Here is a 17,256-nt window from a genome sequence, read left to right on the forward strand (position 1 = left end):
ATCCTATCTGTGTGCGCAGGGTTGAACAGTGGGGTCGTCGAAACCCGCGAAACCGGCCTGATACGCTTTGCTGGCTGTCGCGGTTGCTCGGGCGAGTGGCGGAATGGCAGACGCGCACGGTTCAGGTCCGTGTGTCCGAAAGGACGTGAGGGTTCAACTCCCTCCTCGCCCACCATGTTCAAGGGTCAGGCCTGGCGGCCTGACCCTTTTCCCGTTGTCCTGATTGATTGTGGGGGGCGACCCCCCACACCCCCACACCCCCACGGCGTAGGTTGCCGTTCGGGGTGGTGGGGGTGGGTGCCTTCCGTTCAGTTCGTCGAAATCAGGTCGACGACGAAGATGAGGGTTTCGTTGGGTTTGATCTTGTCGCCGGCGCCTTGGGGGCCGTAGGCGAGGTGCGGGGGGATCACGAGTTTGCGGCGGCCGCCGACGCGCATGCCGGCCACGCCCTGTTCCCAGCCGGGGATCACGCGGCCCGCGCCGAGGGGGAAGCGCAGCGGTTCGCCGCGGTCCCAGGAGGCGTCGAACTGTTCGCCGGTGGAGAACGAGACGCCCACGTAGTGCACCGACACGACCTGACCGGCGGTGGCCTCCGGGCCGTCGCCGACCTTGAGGTCGGTGGTCTCCAGGTCGGCCGGGGGCTCGCCGTCCGGGCGGTCGATCTCGGGCTTTTCCAGGGCCATGCAGGTTCTCCTTACGTATGAGGGATGTTCGAGCACCGTAGGGCCGCGGCGGCCGGGGCGCGATTCGGGCGTCAGGAGGCGAAGTACCTCTGCACCGTGTCGGTCATCGCCTGGATGCCCGCCTGAGCTTTCGCCGGGTCGAGCTGGGCATCGTTGCGCGAGTCGTCACCCCGGCCCGGCAAGGCTTCCACGCCGATGTGCAGGTTCCCCCTGCGGCCCAGGTCGCCCCACGGGGACAGGTAGATGTCGAAGGTCGACTTTCGCTTGTCGTAGAAGGTCACCGCGGGCTTCCCGGCGATCTGGGTCTCCTGGCGTTCGACGTAGAGGTCCGGCCGGTCGCCGTAGTCGGCGGGCACGTTCTCCGAGTCCACGTTCATCCGCAGCGACAAGGTGTGCGTCGGCTCGACGAAGAAGCAGTGCTCACCCCAGGTCAGCGCCTTCAGCTCGGGGCCGAAGTGCGCCTTCACCGCGTCCGCGTACACCGCGCACCAGAGGTTCCGGTCGGAGTCCGAGGCCGACATGATCGCCTCGGTGCCCTGCGGGACCTTCGTTTCGTGATAAGGCTCGCAATCCGCCTGCCCGCCGGTGGCGCCGAAGTCCGCGCACGCGCCGACGGCTCCGGTGTCGTTCTCGTCCGGGGCGAACAACAGCGGGCGCTGGGGCTGGGCGTTCGCGTCCGGCGGGGCCTGGTCCGCCAGCCGCATCGCCTGCTCGGCGAGCTTGGCGCCCTGCTCGCAGTCGGCCGCGGTCAGCTTGAACTTCAGCGTCGCCAGCCACTTGTTCCCGGTGCCCGAATCGGCCTGGTCCCAGGTCAGGACGCACGATCCCACCTGCTTCACCTCGACGGTCTTCCCGCCGATCTGCCGCGGGCCCTCCGGCTTCTCCAGCACTTGGTCGTAGAAGACCTCCAGCTTCGGGTCGTACGACGGCCGGCCGGTCCCCTCCTTCCGGCGCGTCTCGCAGCCGCTGAACTCGTCCTTGGTGCCGCTGGGCTGGTAGGTGTAGTTGTTCGCGTCCGCTCCGAGCACCTGGGTGAGGAACACGCAGCCGTCCCAGGCGGCGAACGGCCGCTTCGCGGTGTCCACGGTGATCGTGTCCGGGTTCCGCAGCTTCGCGACCGCCGCCTCGGCGTACTGGCGCACCACCGGGCAGGTGTCGACGTCGTCGTAGCTCTGGTACTTGAACTCGATCCCGCGGGTGAAGCTCACCGGGACGACCAGTTCGCACCGCTTCGCCGACGAGCCGTAGTCCTTCGACTCGTACGCCTTCGCCCCGCCCACGGTGACCGGGGTGGCCCGGTACCGCGAAGACTGGTCGGAGGAGACACCGACCTGCACTTCGATCCCGTCGTCGCCGGGGCTGTAGTCCGGTTTGGGCGCGAGCATGCACCCGTGCGGCCCGGTCGCCAGGGGTGTCGCGGTGGTGGCGCCCCGGGACTTCGCCAGCTCCACGTCGAAGACCCCGCACGCGTCCAGCTTGCGCAGCGCGACGGTCACCGCCTGCAGGTCGCGGTCCTTCGGTTTCGGTGTCCGCTGTTCCGGCTGCCCGCCCCCGGCGCCCTCGGGCAGCGCCTTCCCGGCGATCTCCGAAGCGCACCCGGTGCACACCAGGCAGACCATGAGCGCGGCGGCAACCGCCGCGAGAATTCCCCGACGCATCCGTCCCGTCCCTCCGCATCCGGTCGCGCAGAGCTTAAGTCGTTCGGACGCGACGGGTGCGCCGTTTGACCGATCTTGATGAGGGCAGAATGCGAAAGTTCTTCACAACTGGCATACCCGTCGGTAATGTGTCGCGGGTCACCCGCCGCCGGGATGGGAGTGCTCGGGATGCGACGACGCATGCGGACCCTGACCACGATGACCGCGCTCGTGCTGGGCGCCGGGGTGCTCACCGTGGCGCAGCCGGTGGCCACCGCCGCTCCGGCCGCGAACGACTACTGCGGCGGCCAGTGCTCGGACATCCTGCCGCCGGGTGAGAACGGCAACGCGACGCTCGCGGACATCCTCGCGCACAAGGCGTTCGGCACCCGCCCCGCGCACGCGGCCGATCAGCTGGGCAAATACGCCTCGCTCGGCTCGGACTACCGCGGCCTGACCACCGACACCATCAACAAGTTCTTCAACGACGCGTCCTTCGGCGTGCCCGTCGGCCAGGTGGAAAGCACCGTCAAACCGCGCCCGGACGTCACGATCACCCGGGACAAGGCCACCGGTGTGCCGCACATCCAGGGCACCACGCGCGCGGGCACCGAGTTCGGCGCCGGCTACGCGGCCGCGCAGGACCGGTTGTGGCTGATGGACGTGATGCGGCACGTCGGCCGCGGGCAGCTCACGCCGTTCGCCGGGGGAGCCGAGGCCAACCGCGGCCTGGAACAGCAGTTCTTCGCCGCCGCGCCCTACACCGAGGCCGAACTCCAGCAGCAGATCGACCGGCTCGCCGGCAGCGGCCCGCGCGGCGCGCAGGGCCTGGCCGATGCCCAGTCCTATGTGGATGGAATCAACAAGTACCTCACCGAATCCCACCGCGGCCGGTACTTCCCGGGTGAGTACGTGCTGACCGGGCACGTCGACGCGATCACCAACGCCGGGAAGATCGAACCGTTCAAGCTCACCGACCTGGTGGTGCTCGCGTCGGTGGTCGGCGCCCAGTTCGGCGGTGGCGGGGGCGGCGAGGTGCGGAACGCGATCGCCAAACTCGCGCTGCAGGAACGCTACGGCGTGGAACAGGGCGAGCAGGTGTGGCAGAGCCTGCGGGCCGCCGACGATCCGGAAACCGTGCGCACGCTGCACGACGGGCAGACGTTCCGGTATGGACAGACGCCGCCGAACCCGCGGGGCGGCGCGTTGCCCGATCCCGGTTCGGTGAGCGCGCAGCGGCTGGTGTTCGACCAGACCGGCAGCGCGTCGGGCGGCGCGGATTCCGTGCGGCAGGGCGCGAAACACGGGATGTCCAACGCGCTCGTGGTGTCCGGCAAGCACACCGCGAGCGGGCATCCGGTGGCCGTGTTCGGCCCGCAGACCGGGTACTTCGCGCCGCAGTTGCTGATGCTGCAGGAGTTGCAGGGGCCGGGGATCAGCGCGCGCGGCGCGTCCTTCGCCGGGCTCGGCATGTACGTGCTGCTGGGCCGCGGCCAGGACTACTCGTGGAGCGCGACCACGTCCGCCCAGGACATCATCGACACCTACGCGCTCGAACTGTGTGAACCGAGCGGCGCGCCCGCGACCAAGGATTCGAACTACTACCGCTACCGCGGCCAGTGCCTGCCGATGGACACCGTGGAACGCAAGAACGCCTGGCAGCCCACGATCGCCGACGGCACCCCGGCCGGTTCCTACACGTTGCGCAGCTACCGGACCAAGTACGGCCCGGTGACGCACCGCGCGCTGGTCGGCGGCAAACCGGTGGCCTACGCCGCGCTGCGGTCGACCTACTTCCACGAGGCGGACTCGATCATCGGGTTCCAGGAATTCAACGATCCGGGTGCGATCCGCTCGGCGGCCGACTTCCAGCGGGCCGCGAACGACATCAACTTCACCTTCAACTGGTTCTACGCGGACGCGAACGACACCGCGTACTTCAACTCCGGCGCGAACCCGGTGCGCCAGTCCACAGTGGACCCGAGCATGCCGGTGCGGGCCGACGCGGGATTCGACTGGCAGGGCTGGAACCCGGACGGCAACACGGCGGACTACACGCCGTTCGAGCAGCATCCGAACTCGATCAACCAGGACTACTACATCAGCTGGAACAACGCGCAGGCGCTCGGTTACGCGGCGGCCGGGGCGGACAAATCCGCGGTGCACCGCGGGGATCTGCTCGATCGCCGGGTCAAGGGGCTGATCTCCAGCGGAACCAAGGTGACGCGGGTGAACCTGACCCAGGCGATGGCCGAGGCCGCGCTGGCCGATCTGCGGGCGGAGAAAGTCCTGCCGGATCTGCTGCGGGTGCTCGAGGGCGGTCCGCTGCCCGCTCCCGCGGCGGACGCGGTGGCCAAGCTCAAGGCGTGGCGAGCGCAGGGCGGGCTGCGGGCGGAGACCAAGCCCGGCAGCAAGGCCTACGCGAACGCCGACGCGATCCGGACCCTCGATGCCTGGTGGCCGCTGCTGGTGGGCGGGGAGTTCAAACCCGGCCTGGGCGACAAGGCGTACGACGCGATGACCGGGGTGCTGCAGATCAACGAGTCGCCGTCCGGTTTCCAGAACGAGACTCCCGGCAAGCACGTCGGCCAGCCGCACCAGGGATCGGCCTACCAGCACGGCTGGTGGGGGTACGTGTCCAAGGACATCCGGTCGGTGCTCGGCGATCCGGTGCGCGGCCCGTTGCCCGTGCAGTTCTGCGGCGGCGGCGACCTCGGCCGGTGCCGCGCGGTGCTCGCCGACACGCTGGCCAAGGCGGCCGCGCGGCCGATCGCCGAGGTGTACCCGGGCGACGGCGACTGCTCGGCGGGCGACCAGTGGTGCGCGGACTCGATCATCCAGCGGCCGCTCGGCGGGATCACGCACGACAAGGTGAGCACGCAGAACCGGCCGACCTTCCAGCAGGTGGTGGAGTTCCCCGGCAGGCGTTAGGGTCCCGCGCGTGATCACCGGTGCGCACGTCATCCTGTACAGCCGCGACGCGGACGCCGACCGCGCGTTCCTGCGGGACGTGCTCGGGTACCCGCACGTCGACGCCGGGGGCGGGTGGCTGATCTTCAAGCTGCCGCCCGCCGAGGTCGCGGTCCACCCCGCGGACGGGCCGGAGCAGCACGAGCTGTACCTGATGTCCGACGACGTCGAGGCGACGATCGCCGAACTCGCGGCCAACGGCGTGGAGCTCGCCGAACCGCTCAGCGACCAGGGCTGGGGCCGCCTGTGCGCGATCCGGCTGCCCGGCGGCGGCACGGTCGGGCTGTATGAGCCTCGTCATCCGAAGGCCTACGAGCTCTGAGCGCCGGAATACCGTGACCGCGTGAACGATGACTGGTCCCCGCGGACCCGGGCGATCGCGGCCGGGCGGCCCGACGGTCCCGGCGAGCCGCTGAACACGCCGATCGTCCCGGCCAGCACCTTCCTCGCCGGGGGTGAGCGCGCCTACTCGCGCGAGGACGGCACACCGACCTGGGCGGCCCTGGAGGAGGCGGTCGGCGCGCTGGAAGGCGGGCACGCGACCGCGTTCGCCTCCGGCATCGCGACCGCGGCGGCCGTGTTCGACCTGGTGCCCCTCGGCGCCGAGGTGGCCCTGCCGACCTTCAGCTACGCCGGCACCCGGGGCCTGGCCGACCACGCCGAGCGGGCCGGTCGCCTGCGGGTGCGGCGGATCGAACCGGCCGACACCGGCGCGTGGATCGCCGCCGCCGGGACCGCCGACGTGCTGTGGCTGGAGTCGCCGACCAATCCGACCCTGGACCTCGTCGATCTGCGGGCGGTGCTCGACGCCGCGGCCGGGCGGGCCCGGGTGGTCGTGGACAACACCTTCGCCACCCCGCTGGGGCAGCGGCCGCTGAGCCTCGGCGCGGATGTCGTCGTGCACAGCGCCACCAAGCTGATCGGCGGGCACAGCGACCTGCTGCTCGGCCTGACCGTCACCGCGGACGCCGCGCTCGCCGGGCAACTGCGCGACGCGCGGATCCGGAGCGGCGCGACCCCCGGGGCGCTGGAGGCGTGGCTCGCCCTGCGCGGGCTGCGCACGCTGCCGGTCCGGTACGCCGAGCAGTCCCGCACCGCCGCGCGGCTCGCCGACCTGCTGCCGGAGCATCCGGCGGTCACCCGGGTCCGGTACCCGGGCCTGGGCACGATGCTCGCCTTCGAACTCGCGGACGCCGAGGCCGCCGACCGGCTCTGCGGCGCCCTGCGCCTGATCCGCCACGCGACCAGCCTCGGCGGCGTGGAGAGCCTGGTCGAACGCCGCGCCGCCCTGGCCGGTGACGCGCACGTGCCACCCGGCCTGATCCGGTTCAGCGTGGGCCTGGAAGATCCCGACGACCTCTGGCACGACCTGCGGCAGGCCCTCGACCAGAACGCCTGAACGAGTTCTCCGGCCCAGCCGGAAACCCGTTGCCCCGCACCGAAAACGCGGTTGTCCACAACAACCCCCACCTGTGGACAACCCGACTGTTTCCAGGCCGTCAACCCCAGGCCCCAGTAGACTGGTGCAGGGCTCGGCCCCCGGGATGGGTGGGGGGCTGCCTTAGGTATGGGGCGCGCGGAGGTTCAGGCGATTCCGGCGGCGGGGTAGGGGAAGTCCTCCGGGGCCTTGGCTTCCGGGTCGACCCAGCGGCGGATGCCCGCGTCGCAGATCGCGTAGCCCCAGTTGATCAGGCGTTGCTGCAACGCGTCCGGCGTCCGGCTCAGCCGGGTCGGTGACTCGGCCAGTTTCCGGGTGTCCGCCCGCGGCGCGGGCAGCGTGTCGGTCAGGTCGAAGTTGTCGATGTCGCTGTAGGACGACCAGTAGGCGCCGCCGAACTCACCGTCCACATAGGACTTGATGAGGGAGCCGGTGCGCAGGTGGCGGACCTGGCGGTCCATCACGCTCACCACCCGGGTGAACAACTGCGCCCAGTTGCGGTGGATCCGCCGCCGGTACGGCATCCGCTTGCCCGCGTCGCTGACCAGCACCGTCCCGCACCGCCCGACGACCGGATCGAGGCCGAGGTTGTCGTACACCCCGGCGTCGCTGAGCACGGCCTTCCCCGGGCGCCCGGTCTCCGCGTCCGGCTGCCCGGTCGGCACCACGACCGGGGACAGGAAGGGCGGGAACGCCGAGGACGCGGCGACCGCGGTGGCCAGCGGGATCGCCGGGGCCAGCGCGTCCTCCGGCGGCGGCTGGTTTCCCGCGCGGCGGAAGAACCACCACAGCTCGCCGTCCTGGAGATTCGTCGCGGTGAACACGAAACGCGGGCCGTCGTCGGCGAGTTCGGGCACGGTGAGGTCGCCGAACAGGTGCCTGCGGTAGGACTTCGCCAGTTCCTCGCCCACGCTGCGCCACGGTTTCACCAGGCCGCGCAGCACCACCGGGATGTCCAGGGTCCGCCCGGCGAGCGCGCGGATCGGCCGGACCACGGCCTCGCCGAAGTTGCTCGCCACGCCCTCGGTGAACTCCAGTTCCGGCCACGCGCGCGCCAGGACGCCCGCGGTGATCGAACCGCCGGACACGCTGGAAACGTAGTCCAGCCTGGGCAGGAAGCCGAGTTCGTTGAGCCGCCACAGCGCACCGGTGTGGAACAGCATCGCGCGGTAGCCACCGCCGGACAGGCACAGGCCGATCGAGTTGTCGTTCATGGTCTCCCCCTCGCCAGAAGGGGATCGAGTGTACGTCCACTCGGCGTAGCGGAAGCCCCGTTCAGCCGAAGTCTGCCCCTTCGAGCAGCGGCCGCAGCATCGCCCGTTCGGCCTCCGGGACGTGCTCGGCGTAGTAGTCGAACAGCGCGTACCGGGCGAGCCGGGACGCGAGTTCGCCGTCGCCGTCGCGGACCGCGCGCAGCACTTCGCCGTGGTGTTCCAGCGAATGCCGCATCAACGCCGCCCGGTCCTCGGCGCGGGCGAGTTTGTCCTCGATCAGCTCGAGCACCACCCCGCGCACCACCTCGGCGCACACCACGATCAGCGGGTTCTGCGTCGCCCGCGCGACCGCGTCGTGGAACGCCACATCGGCCCGGCTGAACTCCGCGTACCCGACGTCGACGTGCCGTTCCATCTCCGCGAGCGCCGTCTCCATCTCGGCGAGCTGCTCGCCGGTGCGCAGCCGCGCGGCGAGCAGGTACGCCGAACCTTCCAGCAGCATCCGGAACTGCAGCAACTCGACCAGTCGCAGGGAGTCCGCCCGCGCCAGCCGGTGCATCGACTTGTGCAGCGCCGCGGGGGAGGCCGCCACCACCTCGGGCCCGCGCGGATCGCCCGCCCGGGACCGGATCACCTCGCCCGCCTGCAACACCCGCAACGCTTCGCGCACGGTCGACCGGCTCACCCCGAACTGGGTCATCAGGTCCCGCTCGCTGGGCAGGCGTTCACCGGGTTTGAGGCGGCCGGTGAACACCGCCTCTTCGATCTGCTCTACCACGCGTTCGTAGGCGCGAACAGCACTCACCGGCTCGAATCTCATGTCAGGTTCACCCCCTTGACCGCCGCGTGTTCTGATGCAAACCTGGGCTACTGGTCCGACCAGCATACTGGGTTGGAGGCGAGATGAAAGCCCGATTCGCTACCGCGGCACTCGCGCTGCTGGTCGTGGCCTCGGGCTGTTCGGCGGGTTCGCGTGCCACGGTCGCGAACGACGAGTCCTCGCTGTCGGTCGGCTTCACCGCCGAGCCGCAGAACTTCGACTTCACCCGCACCGACGGCGCCGCCATCCCGCAGGCCCTGCTCTACAACGTCTACGAGGGCCTGGTGAAACTCGACGCGAACGGCCGGATCGTCCCGCTGCTGGCCGAATCGTGGTCGGTCAGCCCGGACCGGAAGACCTACGACTTCCAGCTGCGGCGCGGCGCGAAGTTCGCCAACGGCGCGCCGTTCACCGCCGAGGACGTGAAGTTCTCGATCAACCGGGTCAAAACCGACTGGACCGTCTCGCTGAAGTCCTCGATGGACGTCGTGGAACGGGTCGACGTGGTCGATCCGGCGCACGCGCGCGTGGTGCTGAGCAAACCGAGCAACGGCTGGCTGTTCGCGATGACCAGCCGGATCGGCGCGATGTTCAGCCCGACCGCGGTCGCGGACCTGGCGAACACCGCGGTCGGCACCGGGCCCTACGTCGTCGCGCAGCGCCGCCGCGGCGACGTGATCGTGCTGCGCGCGAACCCCGCCTACTGGGGCCGCGAACCCGCGTACCGGACCGTGTACCTGAAGTACATCAAGGACCCGACCGCGCTGAACAACGCCTTGCTGAGCAACGGGATCGACGTCATCGCCGCGATCACCGCACCGGACTCGATCCCGCAGTTCGAGGCCGACACCCGGTTCAACGTCTTCCAGGGCACCACGAACAGCGAGGTGACGCTGGCGTTCAACAACGCGCGGGCGCCGCTGAACGACGTGCGCGTGCGCCGCGCGCTCACCTACGCGATCGACCGCAAGGCCCTGCTGGCCACCGCGTGGGCCGGGCGCGGCACGCTGATCGGCAGCATGGTCCCGCCGACCGATCCCTGGTTCACCGATTTGTCCGGGGCGTACCCCCACGATCCGGACAAGGCCCGCGCGCTGCTCGCCGAGGCGGGCAAACCGGATCTCTCGCTGCGCCTGCGCATCCCGAACCTGCCGTACGCGGTGTCCGCGGCCCAGGTTGTGGCCTCCCAGCTCGCCGACGTGGGCGTGACGGTGACCATCGAACCGCTGGACTTCCCCGCGGTGTGGCTCAAACAGGTGTTCACCGACCACGACTACGACCTGTCGATCATCCAGCACGTCGAGGCGCGCGACATCACCACGTTCGCCAAACCCAAGTATTACTGGGGATACGACAACCCGCGGGTGCGGGACCTGGTGAACCGGGCCGACGGCGGCACGCCGGAGGAGCAGGTCGAAGCCATGCGCGCGGTCGCGCAGACGCTCAGCGACGACGCCGCCGCGGACTGGCTCTTCCTGTTCCCCAACGTGATCGCCGCGAAGAAGAAGGTGACCGGCTTCGTCCCCAACCAGGTGAGCGAATCCTTCGACCTGACCGGGCTGGGGAAATCGTGATCGCGCAGATCCTGCGCCGCACGGCGATCTTCCTGGTGAGCCTGTTCGCCGCCTCCATCGTGGTTTTCCTGTTCATGAACGTGCTGCCCGGCGATCCGGCGCAGGTCGCGCTCGGCGTGAACGCGACCCCGGAACTGCTCGCGAAGACGCGGCACGAGTTCGGCATCGACCGCCCGCTGGTCACCCAGTACCTCGACTGGATCGGGGGCGTGGCGAGCGGTGACTTCGGCCGGTCGTACGTGACCCGGGAACCGATCGGGCCGCAACTGGCCGACCGGCTCGGCGTCACGCTGTGGCTGGTCGGCGCCGGAATGCTGGTGGCGCTGGTGATCGCGTTGCCGTTCGGCACGCTCGCCGCGGTCCGGCACCGGCGGGCCAGCGGCGCGGTGATCAGCGGGCTGTCCCAGCTCGGCATCGCGGTGCCCGCGTTCCTCGCCGGGATCCTGCTGGTGCAGGTGTTCGCGGTGCGGCTGCACTGGCTGCCCTCGGGTGGCTGGACCCCGCCGGTCACCGATCCGGGCGAGTTCCTGCGCGGCCTGGTGCTGCCCGCGTTGTCGCTCGGGCTGGTGCAGGGCGCGGTGCTGACCCGGTACGTGCGGTCGTCCGTGCTGGACACCCTCGGCCAGGACTACCTGCGCACCGCGCGATCGAAGGGGCTGCGGCCCTATCCCGCGCTGGTGCGGCACGGGCTGCGCAACGCCGCGGTCCCGGTGGTGACCGTGCTCGGCCTGCAACTGGCCACGCTGCTGATCGGCGCGGTGGTGGTGGAACGCGTGTTCGTGCTGCCCGGGCTGGGCAGCATGCTGCTGGACTCGGTGGCGTCCCGGGATTTGCTGACCGTGCAGGGAATCGTGCTGGTGCTGGTGGCCGGGGTGCTGGTGGTCAACTTCGTGGTGGACGTGCTGTACACGGTCCTCGATCCGAGGCTGCGGGGGTCGTGATGGTGCTGGTGCGACGGACCCGGAACGCGAACCTGCTCGCCGGTGGCGTGCTGGTCGGGCTGGTGGTGCTCGCCGCGCTGGTGTCGTTCCTGTGGACCCCGCACGATCCGGCCAAAGTGGACGCTTCGGTCCGGCTGCTCGGGCCGACCGGGCAACATTGGTTCGGCACCGACAAGTTCGGCCGGGACGTGGCCAGCCAGATCATGGTCGGCGCGCGCACCACGTTGTACGTGGGCGTGGTCGCGGTCGGCGTGGCCGCGCTGATCGGCACGCCGCTCGGCGTGCTCGCCGGGATGTCGAAGCGGTGGTTCGGCGAGTTCGTCATGCGCGTCAACGATCTCGTGCTCGCGTTTCCCGCGCTGCTGCTGGCGATCATGTTCGGCGCGGTGTTCGGGGCGGACACGCTCACCGCGATGGTCGCGATCGGCATCGCCACCGTGCCGTCGTTCGCGCGGATCGCCCGGTCCGGCACGCTGCAGGTGGACAGCACCGAGTACGTCCTGGCCGCGCGGTCGGCGGGCCGGTCGCGGTTCACCATCGCGGTGCGGCACGTGCTGCCGAACATCTCCGGGCTGGTGATCGTGCAGTCCTCGGTGTCCTTCGCGATCGCCGTGCTGAGCGAGGCGGCGCTGTCGTTCCTCGGCTTCGGCACCCGGCCGCCGACCCCGTCCTGGGGCCGGATGCTGCAGGAATCGCAGGAACTGCTCGCCGTCGAACCCCGGCTCGCGCTGGTGCCGGGCGTCGCCATCGCGATCGCCGTGCTCGGGTTCAACCTGCTCGGCGACGGGCTGCGCGACCGGTTCGACCCGCGGTTGGAGGTCCGCCGATGACGACCCCGGTGCTGAGCGTCGACCGGCTGCGGGTCTCGGTCGCGGACCATCCGCTGGTGCACGAGGTGTCCCTGGACATCGCGCCGGGCGAGCGGGTCGGGCTGATCGGCGAATCCGGTTCCGGGAAATCGCTGACCGCCTCGGCGATCATGGGCCTGCTGCCGGAGGGGCTGCGGGCCACCGGCTCGGCGAGACTCGGCGGCCGCGAACTGCTCGGCGCGCCCGAGCGGGAGCTGTCCCGGCTGCGCGGCCGGGAGATGTCGATGGTGTTCCAGGAACCGATGACCGCGCTGAACCCCGCGATGCGGGTGGGCCGCCAGGTGGCCGAGGGCATCCTGCTGCACGGCACCCGGCCGGACCGGCGTTCGGCCCGGGCGGCGGCGGTGGAACTGCTGGACGCGGTCCGCCTGCCGGACCCGGAGAAGGCCGCGCGCGCCTACCCGCACCAGCTTTCCGGCGGGCAGCGGCAACGCGTGCTGCTCGCCATCGCGCTGGCCAACGATCCCGCGCTGCTCATCTGCGACGAGCCGACGACCGCGCTCGACGTCACCGTGCAGGCGCAGATCCTGGAGCTGATCCTCGCCGGGGTCGCGCGGCGGAACTCCGCGCTGCTGTTCATCACGCACGATCTGGCCGTGGTCGCCTCGGTGTGCGAACGCGTGCTGGTGATGCACGAGGGCCGGGTGGTCGAGGCGGGCCCGACCCGGGACGTCCTCACCGCACCCGGGCACGACTACACCAGGAAGCTGCTGGCCGCGTCCGAACTGGAGCCGCGATGATCGAGGTGACCGAGCTGCGGCGGACCTACCGCCGGTCGCGCGGCGGCGAAGTCGAGGCGCTGCGCGGGGTTTCGTTCGAGGTGCGGGCGGGGCAGCGGTTCGGGATCGTCGGCGGATCCGGGTCCGGGAAGTCCACTTTGGTCAGACTGCTGGCGGCGCTGGACCGGCCCAGCTCCGGTGAGATCCACTTCCGGGGCACCCGGATCGACGGGCTGCCCGAGCGGAAGCTGGGTTTCCTGCGATCGGAACTGCAGATCGTGTTCCAGGATCCGATGGGTTCGCTGGATCCCCGGATGCGCGTGCGCGACATCATCAGCGAACCGCTGGGCCGCGCGCGGGACCGGGCCGAACGGGTGCGCGAACTGCTCGACGCGGTCGGTCTGCCCGCGGACTCCGGGCAGCGGTACCCGCACCAGTTCTCCGGCGGTCAGCGGCAGCGGATCTCGATCGCCCGCGCGCTCGCGCCGCGGCCGCGCGTGCTGCTCGCCGACGAACCGGTCAGCGCGCTGGACGTCTCGGTGCGCAAGCAGATCCTCGACCTGCTGGCCGATCTCGTGGACCGGTTCGAACTGACGCTCGTTTTCGTCTCGCACGACCTCGCGGTGGTGCGGCACGTCTGCGACACGGTCGCGGTGATGCGCCGGGGTGAGATCGTCGAACTCGGGGACGTGCGCCGGGTCTACCAGCGACCCGAGCACCCGTACACCCGGGAGTTGATCGCGGCCGCGCCGAACCTGGCGCGGGCGCTGGCGAGATTGGGGGAAGGAGCCTGATGTTCGACCCGCCGTACCCGCCCGGACTGCCCATCGGACCCGGCTGGGAGCCCGCCCCGGGCACCGCCCCCGTGGTGTTCCCCTACGACGGGAGCCTGGTCGCCCGGGCCTCCGTGGGCACGCCGGAGCAGGCGCGGCGCGCGGTGGACGAGGCCGTGGCGGTGGCCCGCGCGGTGGCCGAGCTGCCCTCCCGCACTCGGAGAGCGCTGCTCCTGGAAGTGAGCAGTGCTCTCGAAAAAGAGCGGGAGTCACTGACGAGACTGCTGATCGCGGAAACCGGGAAACCCCTCGCCGACTGCCGGGTGGAGGTGGCTCGCACGCTGGTCACCTGGCAGGCCGCGGCCGAGGAGGTGGCGCGGCTGCACGGCGAGACCGTGCCGCTGGACCTGCTGCCCTCCGGCGACGGGCTGATCGGGTTCTGGACGCGCCGCCCGATCGGCGTGGTGGTGGGCATCGCCGGGTTCAACTACCCGCTGCTGCTGGCCTCGCACAAGATCGCGCCCGCGATCGCCGCCGGGTGCCCGGTGGTGTGCAAACCCGCTCCGGCCACCCCGCTCGCCACGCTGTGGCTCGTGCACCTGGTCCGCACGGCCGCGGAACGGCTCGGCGTGCCCGCCCAACTGGTCCAGCTGGTGACCGGGGACGTCGAGGTCGGCTCCGCGCTGGTCACCGATCCCCGGGTGGGCGCGGTGTCGTTCACCGGTTCGGCCGCGGTCGGGCACCGGATCGCCCGGGACGCCGCGCCCCGCAAGACCCTGCTGGAGCTCGGTTCGAACGCGGCGCTGGTCGTCGCCGGGGACGCCGACCTGGACGCGGCCGCCGACGCGGTGCTGCGCGGCGGGTTCTACGCTTCCGGTCAGGCGTGCATCTCGGTGCAGCGGGTACTTCTCGTCGAAACGATCGCGGCCGAGTTCACGAAGAAACTCGTGGACCGCCTCGGCGAGGTGGTCATCGGCGATCCGCGCGAGGAGACCACCCGGGTGTCCGCGCTGATCGACGGGCGGGCCACGAAACGGGTGCTGGAATGGGTCGACGAGGCCCTGGCGGCGGGCGCGAAGCTCGCCGGGGGCGGCGGCGAGGAGGGCGGCGTGCTCCGGCCGACCGTGCTCACCGGCGTCCCGGACGGCGTCGCCTGCTGGGACGAGGAGATCTTCGGCCCGGTCGTCTGCCTGCGCACGGTGTCCGATGTGGACACCGCGTTCGACGTGGTGAACGCCTCGCGCTACGGGCTGCACGCCAGCGTGTTCAGCCGCTCGCTGGACATCGCGTTCCGGGCGCTGGACCGGCTGGAGGTCGGCGGCGTGGTGATCAACGAGGTGCCCGGCTTCCGCTCCGACACCATGCCCTACGGCGGCGTGAAGGATTCCGGGGTGGGCCGGGAAGGGCCGCGTTTCGCGATCGACGAGCTGACCGTGACCAGGATGGCGGTGATCAGACCGTGAACTACGGCAACCTCTTCCGGCTGGACGGACGCCGGGCGGTGGTGCTCGGCGCGGGCAGCGGGATCGGCCGCGAATCGGCGCGGGCGCTCGCCGCGCACGGCGCCTCGGTGGTCTGCGCCGACCGGGATCTCGCCACCGCCGACGAGACCGCCGAACTGATCGGCGAGGCCGCCACGGCGTATGAGATCGACCTGCTCGACACCGGTGCGGTCGGCCGCGCGGCGGAGGCGCTCGGCGAGCTCGACGTCGTGGTGCTGACCGCGGCGACGAACGTGCGCAAGCGGTTGCTGGACTACACGCGCGAGGAGTACGAGCGGGTGGTCGCGCTCAACCTGGGCGCCACGTTCGAGGTGGTGCGGGCGTTCGGCGCGCGGATGGTCGGGCGGGGCCGCGGCAGCATCATCGGGTTCTCCTCGATCCGCGGCACCACGGTCGAACCCGGGCAGGGCGTGTACGCGGCGACGAAGGCCGGGCTGGTGCAGCTGTTCCGCACCGCGGCCGCGGAGTTCGGCCCGGCCGGGGTGCGGGTGAACGCGATCGCGCCCGGCGTGGTGGAGACCCCGCTGACCGCCCAGATCAAGGCGGATCCGGACTGGTACGCCGCCTACGCGAACAAGAGCGCCCTCGGCCGCTGGGCGCGACCGGCCGAACTCGCGGGCGCGGTGGTGTATCTGGCATCGGACGCGGCCAGCTTCGTGACCGGCGCGGTGCTGCCGGTCGACGGCGGCTGGACCGCGGTGGACGGACGTTTCGAGCCCCCAGGGAGTGCGCGATGACCGAGATCGCAGACCTGACCGCCGTCGAACTGGCGGCCGCGTACCGGGCGGGCACGTTGTCCCCGGTCGAGGTGACCGAGGCGGTGCTGACCCGGATCGAGGCACGCGAACCGGAACTGCGCGCGCTGTACGCGTTCGACGCGGACCGCGCACGGGGCGCGGCCAAGGAGTCCGAGGCGCGGTTCGGCGCCGGGGAACCGCTCGGACCGGTCGACGGAATCCCGTTGACGCTCAAGGAGAACATCGCCACCAAGGGCACCCCGGTGCCGCTGGGCACGGCCGCCACCGAACTGGTCCCGGCGCCCGAGGACGCCCCGGCCGCCGCGCGCGTGCGCGAATCCGGCGGGGTCCTGCTGGCCAAGACCACCATGCCCGACTACGGGATGCTCACCTCGGGCCTGTCCAGTTTCCACACCGCCTCGCGGAACCCGTGGGACACCACGCGCACCCCCGGCGGCTCCAGCGCGGGCGCCGCCGCCGCGGCCGCGGCGGGCTACGGGCCGCTGCACGTGGGCACCGACATCGGCGGTTCGATCCGGCTCCCGTCGGGCTGGTGCGGACTGGTCGGGCTGAAGCCGAGTTTCGGCCGGGTGCCGGTGGATCCGCCGTTCCTCGGCCGGGTGGCCGGCCCGATGACCCGGACCGTCGCCGACGCCACGCTGCTGATGAGCGTGCTCTCCCGCGCGGATGCGCGGGACCACCTGTGCCTGCCGCCCGCCGATCTGGCGTGGGACTCGTCGGCGGCCAGGGTTTCCGGCCTGCGCGTCGGCCTGCACCTCGACCCGGGCGTCGGCCTGCCGGTCGATCCGGACATCCGCGTCGCGGTCACCGCGGCCGCCCGCCTGTTCGAGGCCGCGGGCGCGATCGTCGAACCGGTCGAACCGTTCCTCACCCGCGACATGCTGACCGGCCTGGACCGGTTCTGGCGCGTGCGCGCCCACGCGGACATCTCGGCGCTGCCCGGGGAACGGCAGGAGCGGGTGCTGCCCTACATCGCCGACTGGGCCCGCGGCGGCGCCGAACTGTCCGGTGTGGACACCTACCGCGGCTTCGCCCAGATCGACGTGATCAGCCGGGCGGCGCTGGCGGCGACCGAACCGTTCGACTTCGTGCTCTCCCCGGTCTGCCCGGTGTCCGCCCCGCCCGCCGACTGGGCCTCCCCGACGAACGACCCGGCCCGCCCGTTCGAACACATCGCGTTCACCGTGCCGTACAACATGTCCGGCCAGCCCGCGTTGTCGATCAACTGCGGCTACACCGCCGAAGGCCAGCCGATCGGCCTGCAGATCACCGGCCGCCGCTTCGACGACCCCGGCGTCCTCCGCCTGGCCGCCGCCTTCGAAACCCTCCGCCCGCAACCACGCCCCTGGCCGTGACCT

General features: G+C 71.3%; 15 protein-coding genes and 1 tRNA gene. 12 read left to right on the plus strand and 4 right to left on the minus strand.

The features are described 5' to 3' along the window. Window positions 1-89: 89 nt before the first annotated feature. A tRNA-Leu gene (locus FXO23_RS01750) sits at window positions 90-175 on the plus strand. A 133-nt stretch (window positions 176-308) separates the two neighbouring features. Here FXO23_RS01750 and FXO23_RS01755 read toward each other — a convergent pair. Continuing rightward, window positions 309-683: an FKBP-type peptidyl-prolyl cis-trans isomerase gene (locus FXO23_RS01755; RefSeq protein WP_158879811.1), complete on the minus strand. Its 375-nt coding sequence runs from the start codon at window positions 681-683 to the stop codon at window positions 309-311. A gap of 71 nt (window positions 684-754) precedes the next feature. After that, window positions 755-2,341, minus strand: a complete 1,587-nt coding sequence (locus FXO23_RS01760) for a DUF3558 family protein (RefSeq protein ID WP_158879814.1) — start codon at window positions 2,339-2,341, stop codon at window positions 755-757. Between the two features lie 168 nt (window positions 2,342-2,509). Here FXO23_RS01760 and FXO23_RS01765 point away from each other — a divergent pair, with 168 nt between their 5' ends. From FXO23_RS01765 to FXO23_RS01775, 3 genes are read left to right on the plus strand one after another with little or no spacing between them, the layout of a single operon-like run. Continuing rightward, window positions 2,510-5,251, plus strand: coding sequence for a penicillin acylase family protein (locus FXO23_RS01765; RefSeq protein WP_158879817.1), 2,742 nt, complete (start codon window positions 2,510-2,512; stop codon window positions 5,249-5,251). 10 nt (window positions 5,252-5,261) lie between these two features. Then, window positions 5,262-5,612, plus strand: a complete 351-nt coding sequence (locus tag FXO23_RS01770; RefSeq protein WP_158879819.1) for a VOC family protein — start codon at window positions 5,262-5,264, stop codon at window positions 5,610-5,612. Window positions 5,613-5,633: 21 nt separating this feature from the next. Next, window positions 5,634-6,689 carry a trans-sulfuration enzyme family protein gene (locus FXO23_RS01775; RefSeq protein WP_158879822.1) on the plus strand — a complete coding sequence of 352 codons (1,056 nt, stop codon included), beginning with the start codon at window positions 5,634-5,636 and terminating at the stop codon, window positions 6,687-6,689. 185 nt (window positions 6,690-6,874) lie between these two features. Here FXO23_RS01775 and FXO23_RS01780 read toward each other — a convergent pair whose 3' ends face one another. Both FXO23_RS01780 and FXO23_RS01785 read right to left on the minus strand, forming a co-directional pair. Beyond that, complete coding sequence (locus FXO23_RS01780; RefSeq protein WP_158879825.1) at window positions 6,875-7,942, minus strand: patatin-like phospholipase family protein; 1,068 nt, start codon at window positions 7,940-7,942, stop codon at window positions 6,875-6,877. Window positions 7,943-8,003: 61 nt separating this feature from the next. Next, window positions 8,004-8,762 (minus strand): FadR/GntR family transcriptional regulator, encoded by a 759-nt coding sequence (locus FXO23_RS01785; protein WP_158879828.1) that lies wholly within the window; start codon window positions 8,760-8,762, stop codon window positions 8,004-8,006. 83 nt (window positions 8,763-8,845) lie between these two features. Between FXO23_RS01785 and FXO23_RS01790 the strand changes: the two genes are divergently transcribed. From FXO23_RS01790 to FXO23_RS01825, 8 genes are read left to right on the plus strand one after another with little or no spacing between them, the layout of a single operon-like run. Beyond that, window positions 8,846-10,336, plus strand: coding sequence for an ABC transporter substrate-binding protein (locus FXO23_RS01790; RefSeq protein ID WP_158879831.1), 1,491 nt, complete (start codon window positions 8,846-8,848; stop codon window positions 10,334-10,336). Beyond that, window positions 10,333-11,277, plus strand: a complete 945-nt coding sequence (locus FXO23_RS01795) for an ABC transporter permease (RefSeq protein ID WP_179956645.1) — start codon at window positions 10,333-10,335, stop codon at window positions 11,275-11,277. Before FXO23_RS01790 ends, FXO23_RS01795 begins: the two co-directional genes overlap by 4 nt. Next, window positions 11,277-12,107 carry an ABC transporter permease gene (locus FXO23_RS01800; RefSeq protein WP_158879834.1) on the plus strand — a complete coding sequence of 277 codons (831 nt, stop codon included), beginning with the start codon at window positions 11,277-11,279 and terminating at the stop codon, window positions 12,105-12,107. The genes FXO23_RS01795 and FXO23_RS01800 overlap by 1 nt, the downstream gene beginning before the upstream one ends. Then, on the plus strand, window positions 12,104-12,886 hold the full coding sequence (locus FXO23_RS01805; protein WP_158879837.1) for an ATP-binding cassette domain-containing protein: 783 nt from the start codon (window positions 12,104-12,106) through the stop codon (window positions 12,884-12,886). Before FXO23_RS01800 ends, FXO23_RS01805 begins: the two co-directional genes overlap by 4 nt. Next, window positions 12,883-13,659, plus strand: coding sequence for an ABC transporter ATP-binding protein (locus tag FXO23_RS01810; RefSeq protein WP_158879840.1), 777 nt, complete (start codon window positions 12,883-12,885; stop codon window positions 13,657-13,659). Before FXO23_RS01805 ends, FXO23_RS01810 begins: the two co-directional genes overlap by 4 nt. Further along, window positions 13,659-15,101 (plus strand): aldehyde dehydrogenase family protein, encoded by a 1,443-nt coding sequence (locus tag FXO23_RS01815; RefSeq protein WP_158879843.1) that lies wholly within the window; start codon window positions 13,659-13,661, stop codon window positions 15,099-15,101. The genes FXO23_RS01810 and FXO23_RS01815 overlap by 1 nt, the downstream gene beginning before the upstream one ends. Further along, the gene (locus FXO23_RS01820) at window positions 15,098-15,877 is read left to right on the plus strand and encodes an SDR family NAD(P)-dependent oxidoreductase (protein ID WP_158879846.1); all 780 of its coding nucleotides are present in this window, start codon (window positions 15,098-15,100) and stop codon (window positions 15,875-15,877) included. Before FXO23_RS01815 ends, FXO23_RS01820 begins: the two co-directional genes overlap by 4 nt. Further along, window positions 15,874-17,253 carry an amidase gene (locus tag FXO23_RS01825; protein WP_158879849.1) on the plus strand — a complete coding sequence of 460 codons (1,380 nt, stop codon included), beginning with the start codon at window positions 15,874-15,876 and terminating at the stop codon, window positions 17,251-17,253. The genes FXO23_RS01820 and FXO23_RS01825 overlap by 4 nt, the downstream gene beginning before the upstream one ends. The last annotated feature ends 3 nt before the right edge of the window (window positions 17,254-17,256 follow it).

It is taken from the genome of Amycolatopsis anabasis (assembly GCF_009765355.1).
GTDB lineage: Bacteria > Actinomycetota > Actinomycetes > Mycobacteriales > Pseudonocardiaceae > Amycolatopsis > Amycolatopsis anabasis.

Coding starts and splice junctions, on each gene's coding strand:
- FXO23_RS01825 (WP_158879849.1), top strand. CDS start 15,874: ATGACCGAGATCGCAGACCTGACCGCCGTCGAACTGGCGGCCGCGTAC.
- FXO23_RS01765 (WP_158879817.1), top strand. CDS start 2,510: ATGCGACGACGCATGCGGACCCTGACCACGATGACCGCGCTCGTGCTG.
- FXO23_RS01790 (WP_158879831.1), top strand. CDS start 8,846: ATGAAAGCCCGATTCGCTACCGCGGCACTCGCGCTGCTGGTCGTGGCC.
- FXO23_RS01805 (WP_158879837.1), top strand. CDS start 12,104: ATGACGACCCCGGTGCTGAGCGTCGACCGGCTGCGGGTCTCGGTCGCG.
- FXO23_RS01810 (WP_158879840.1), top strand. CDS start 12,883: ATGATCGAGGTGACCGAGCTGCGGCGGACCTACCGCCGGTCGCGCGGC.
- FXO23_RS01780 (WP_158879825.1), bottom strand. CDS start 7,942: ATGAACGACAACTCGATCGGCCTGTGCCTGTCCGGCGGTGGCTACCGC.
- FXO23_RS01760 (WP_158879814.1), bottom strand. CDS start 2,341: ATGCGTCGGGGAATTCTCGCGGCGGTTGCCGCCGCGCTCATGGTCTGC.
- FXO23_RS01815 (WP_158879843.1), top strand. CDS start 13,659: ATGTTCGACCCGCCGTACCCGCCCGGACTGCCCATCGGACCCGGCTGG.
- FXO23_RS01755 (WP_158879811.1), bottom strand. CDS start 683: ATGGCCCTGGAAAAGCCCGAGATCGACCGCCCGGACGGCGAGCCCCCG.
- FXO23_RS01785 (WP_158879828.1), bottom strand. CDS start 8,762: ATGAGATTCGAGCCGGTGAGTGCTGTTCGCGCCTACGAACGCGTGGTA.
- FXO23_RS01800 (WP_158879834.1), top strand. CDS start 11,277: ATGGTGCTGGTGCGACGGACCCGGAACGCGAACCTGCTCGCCGGTGGC.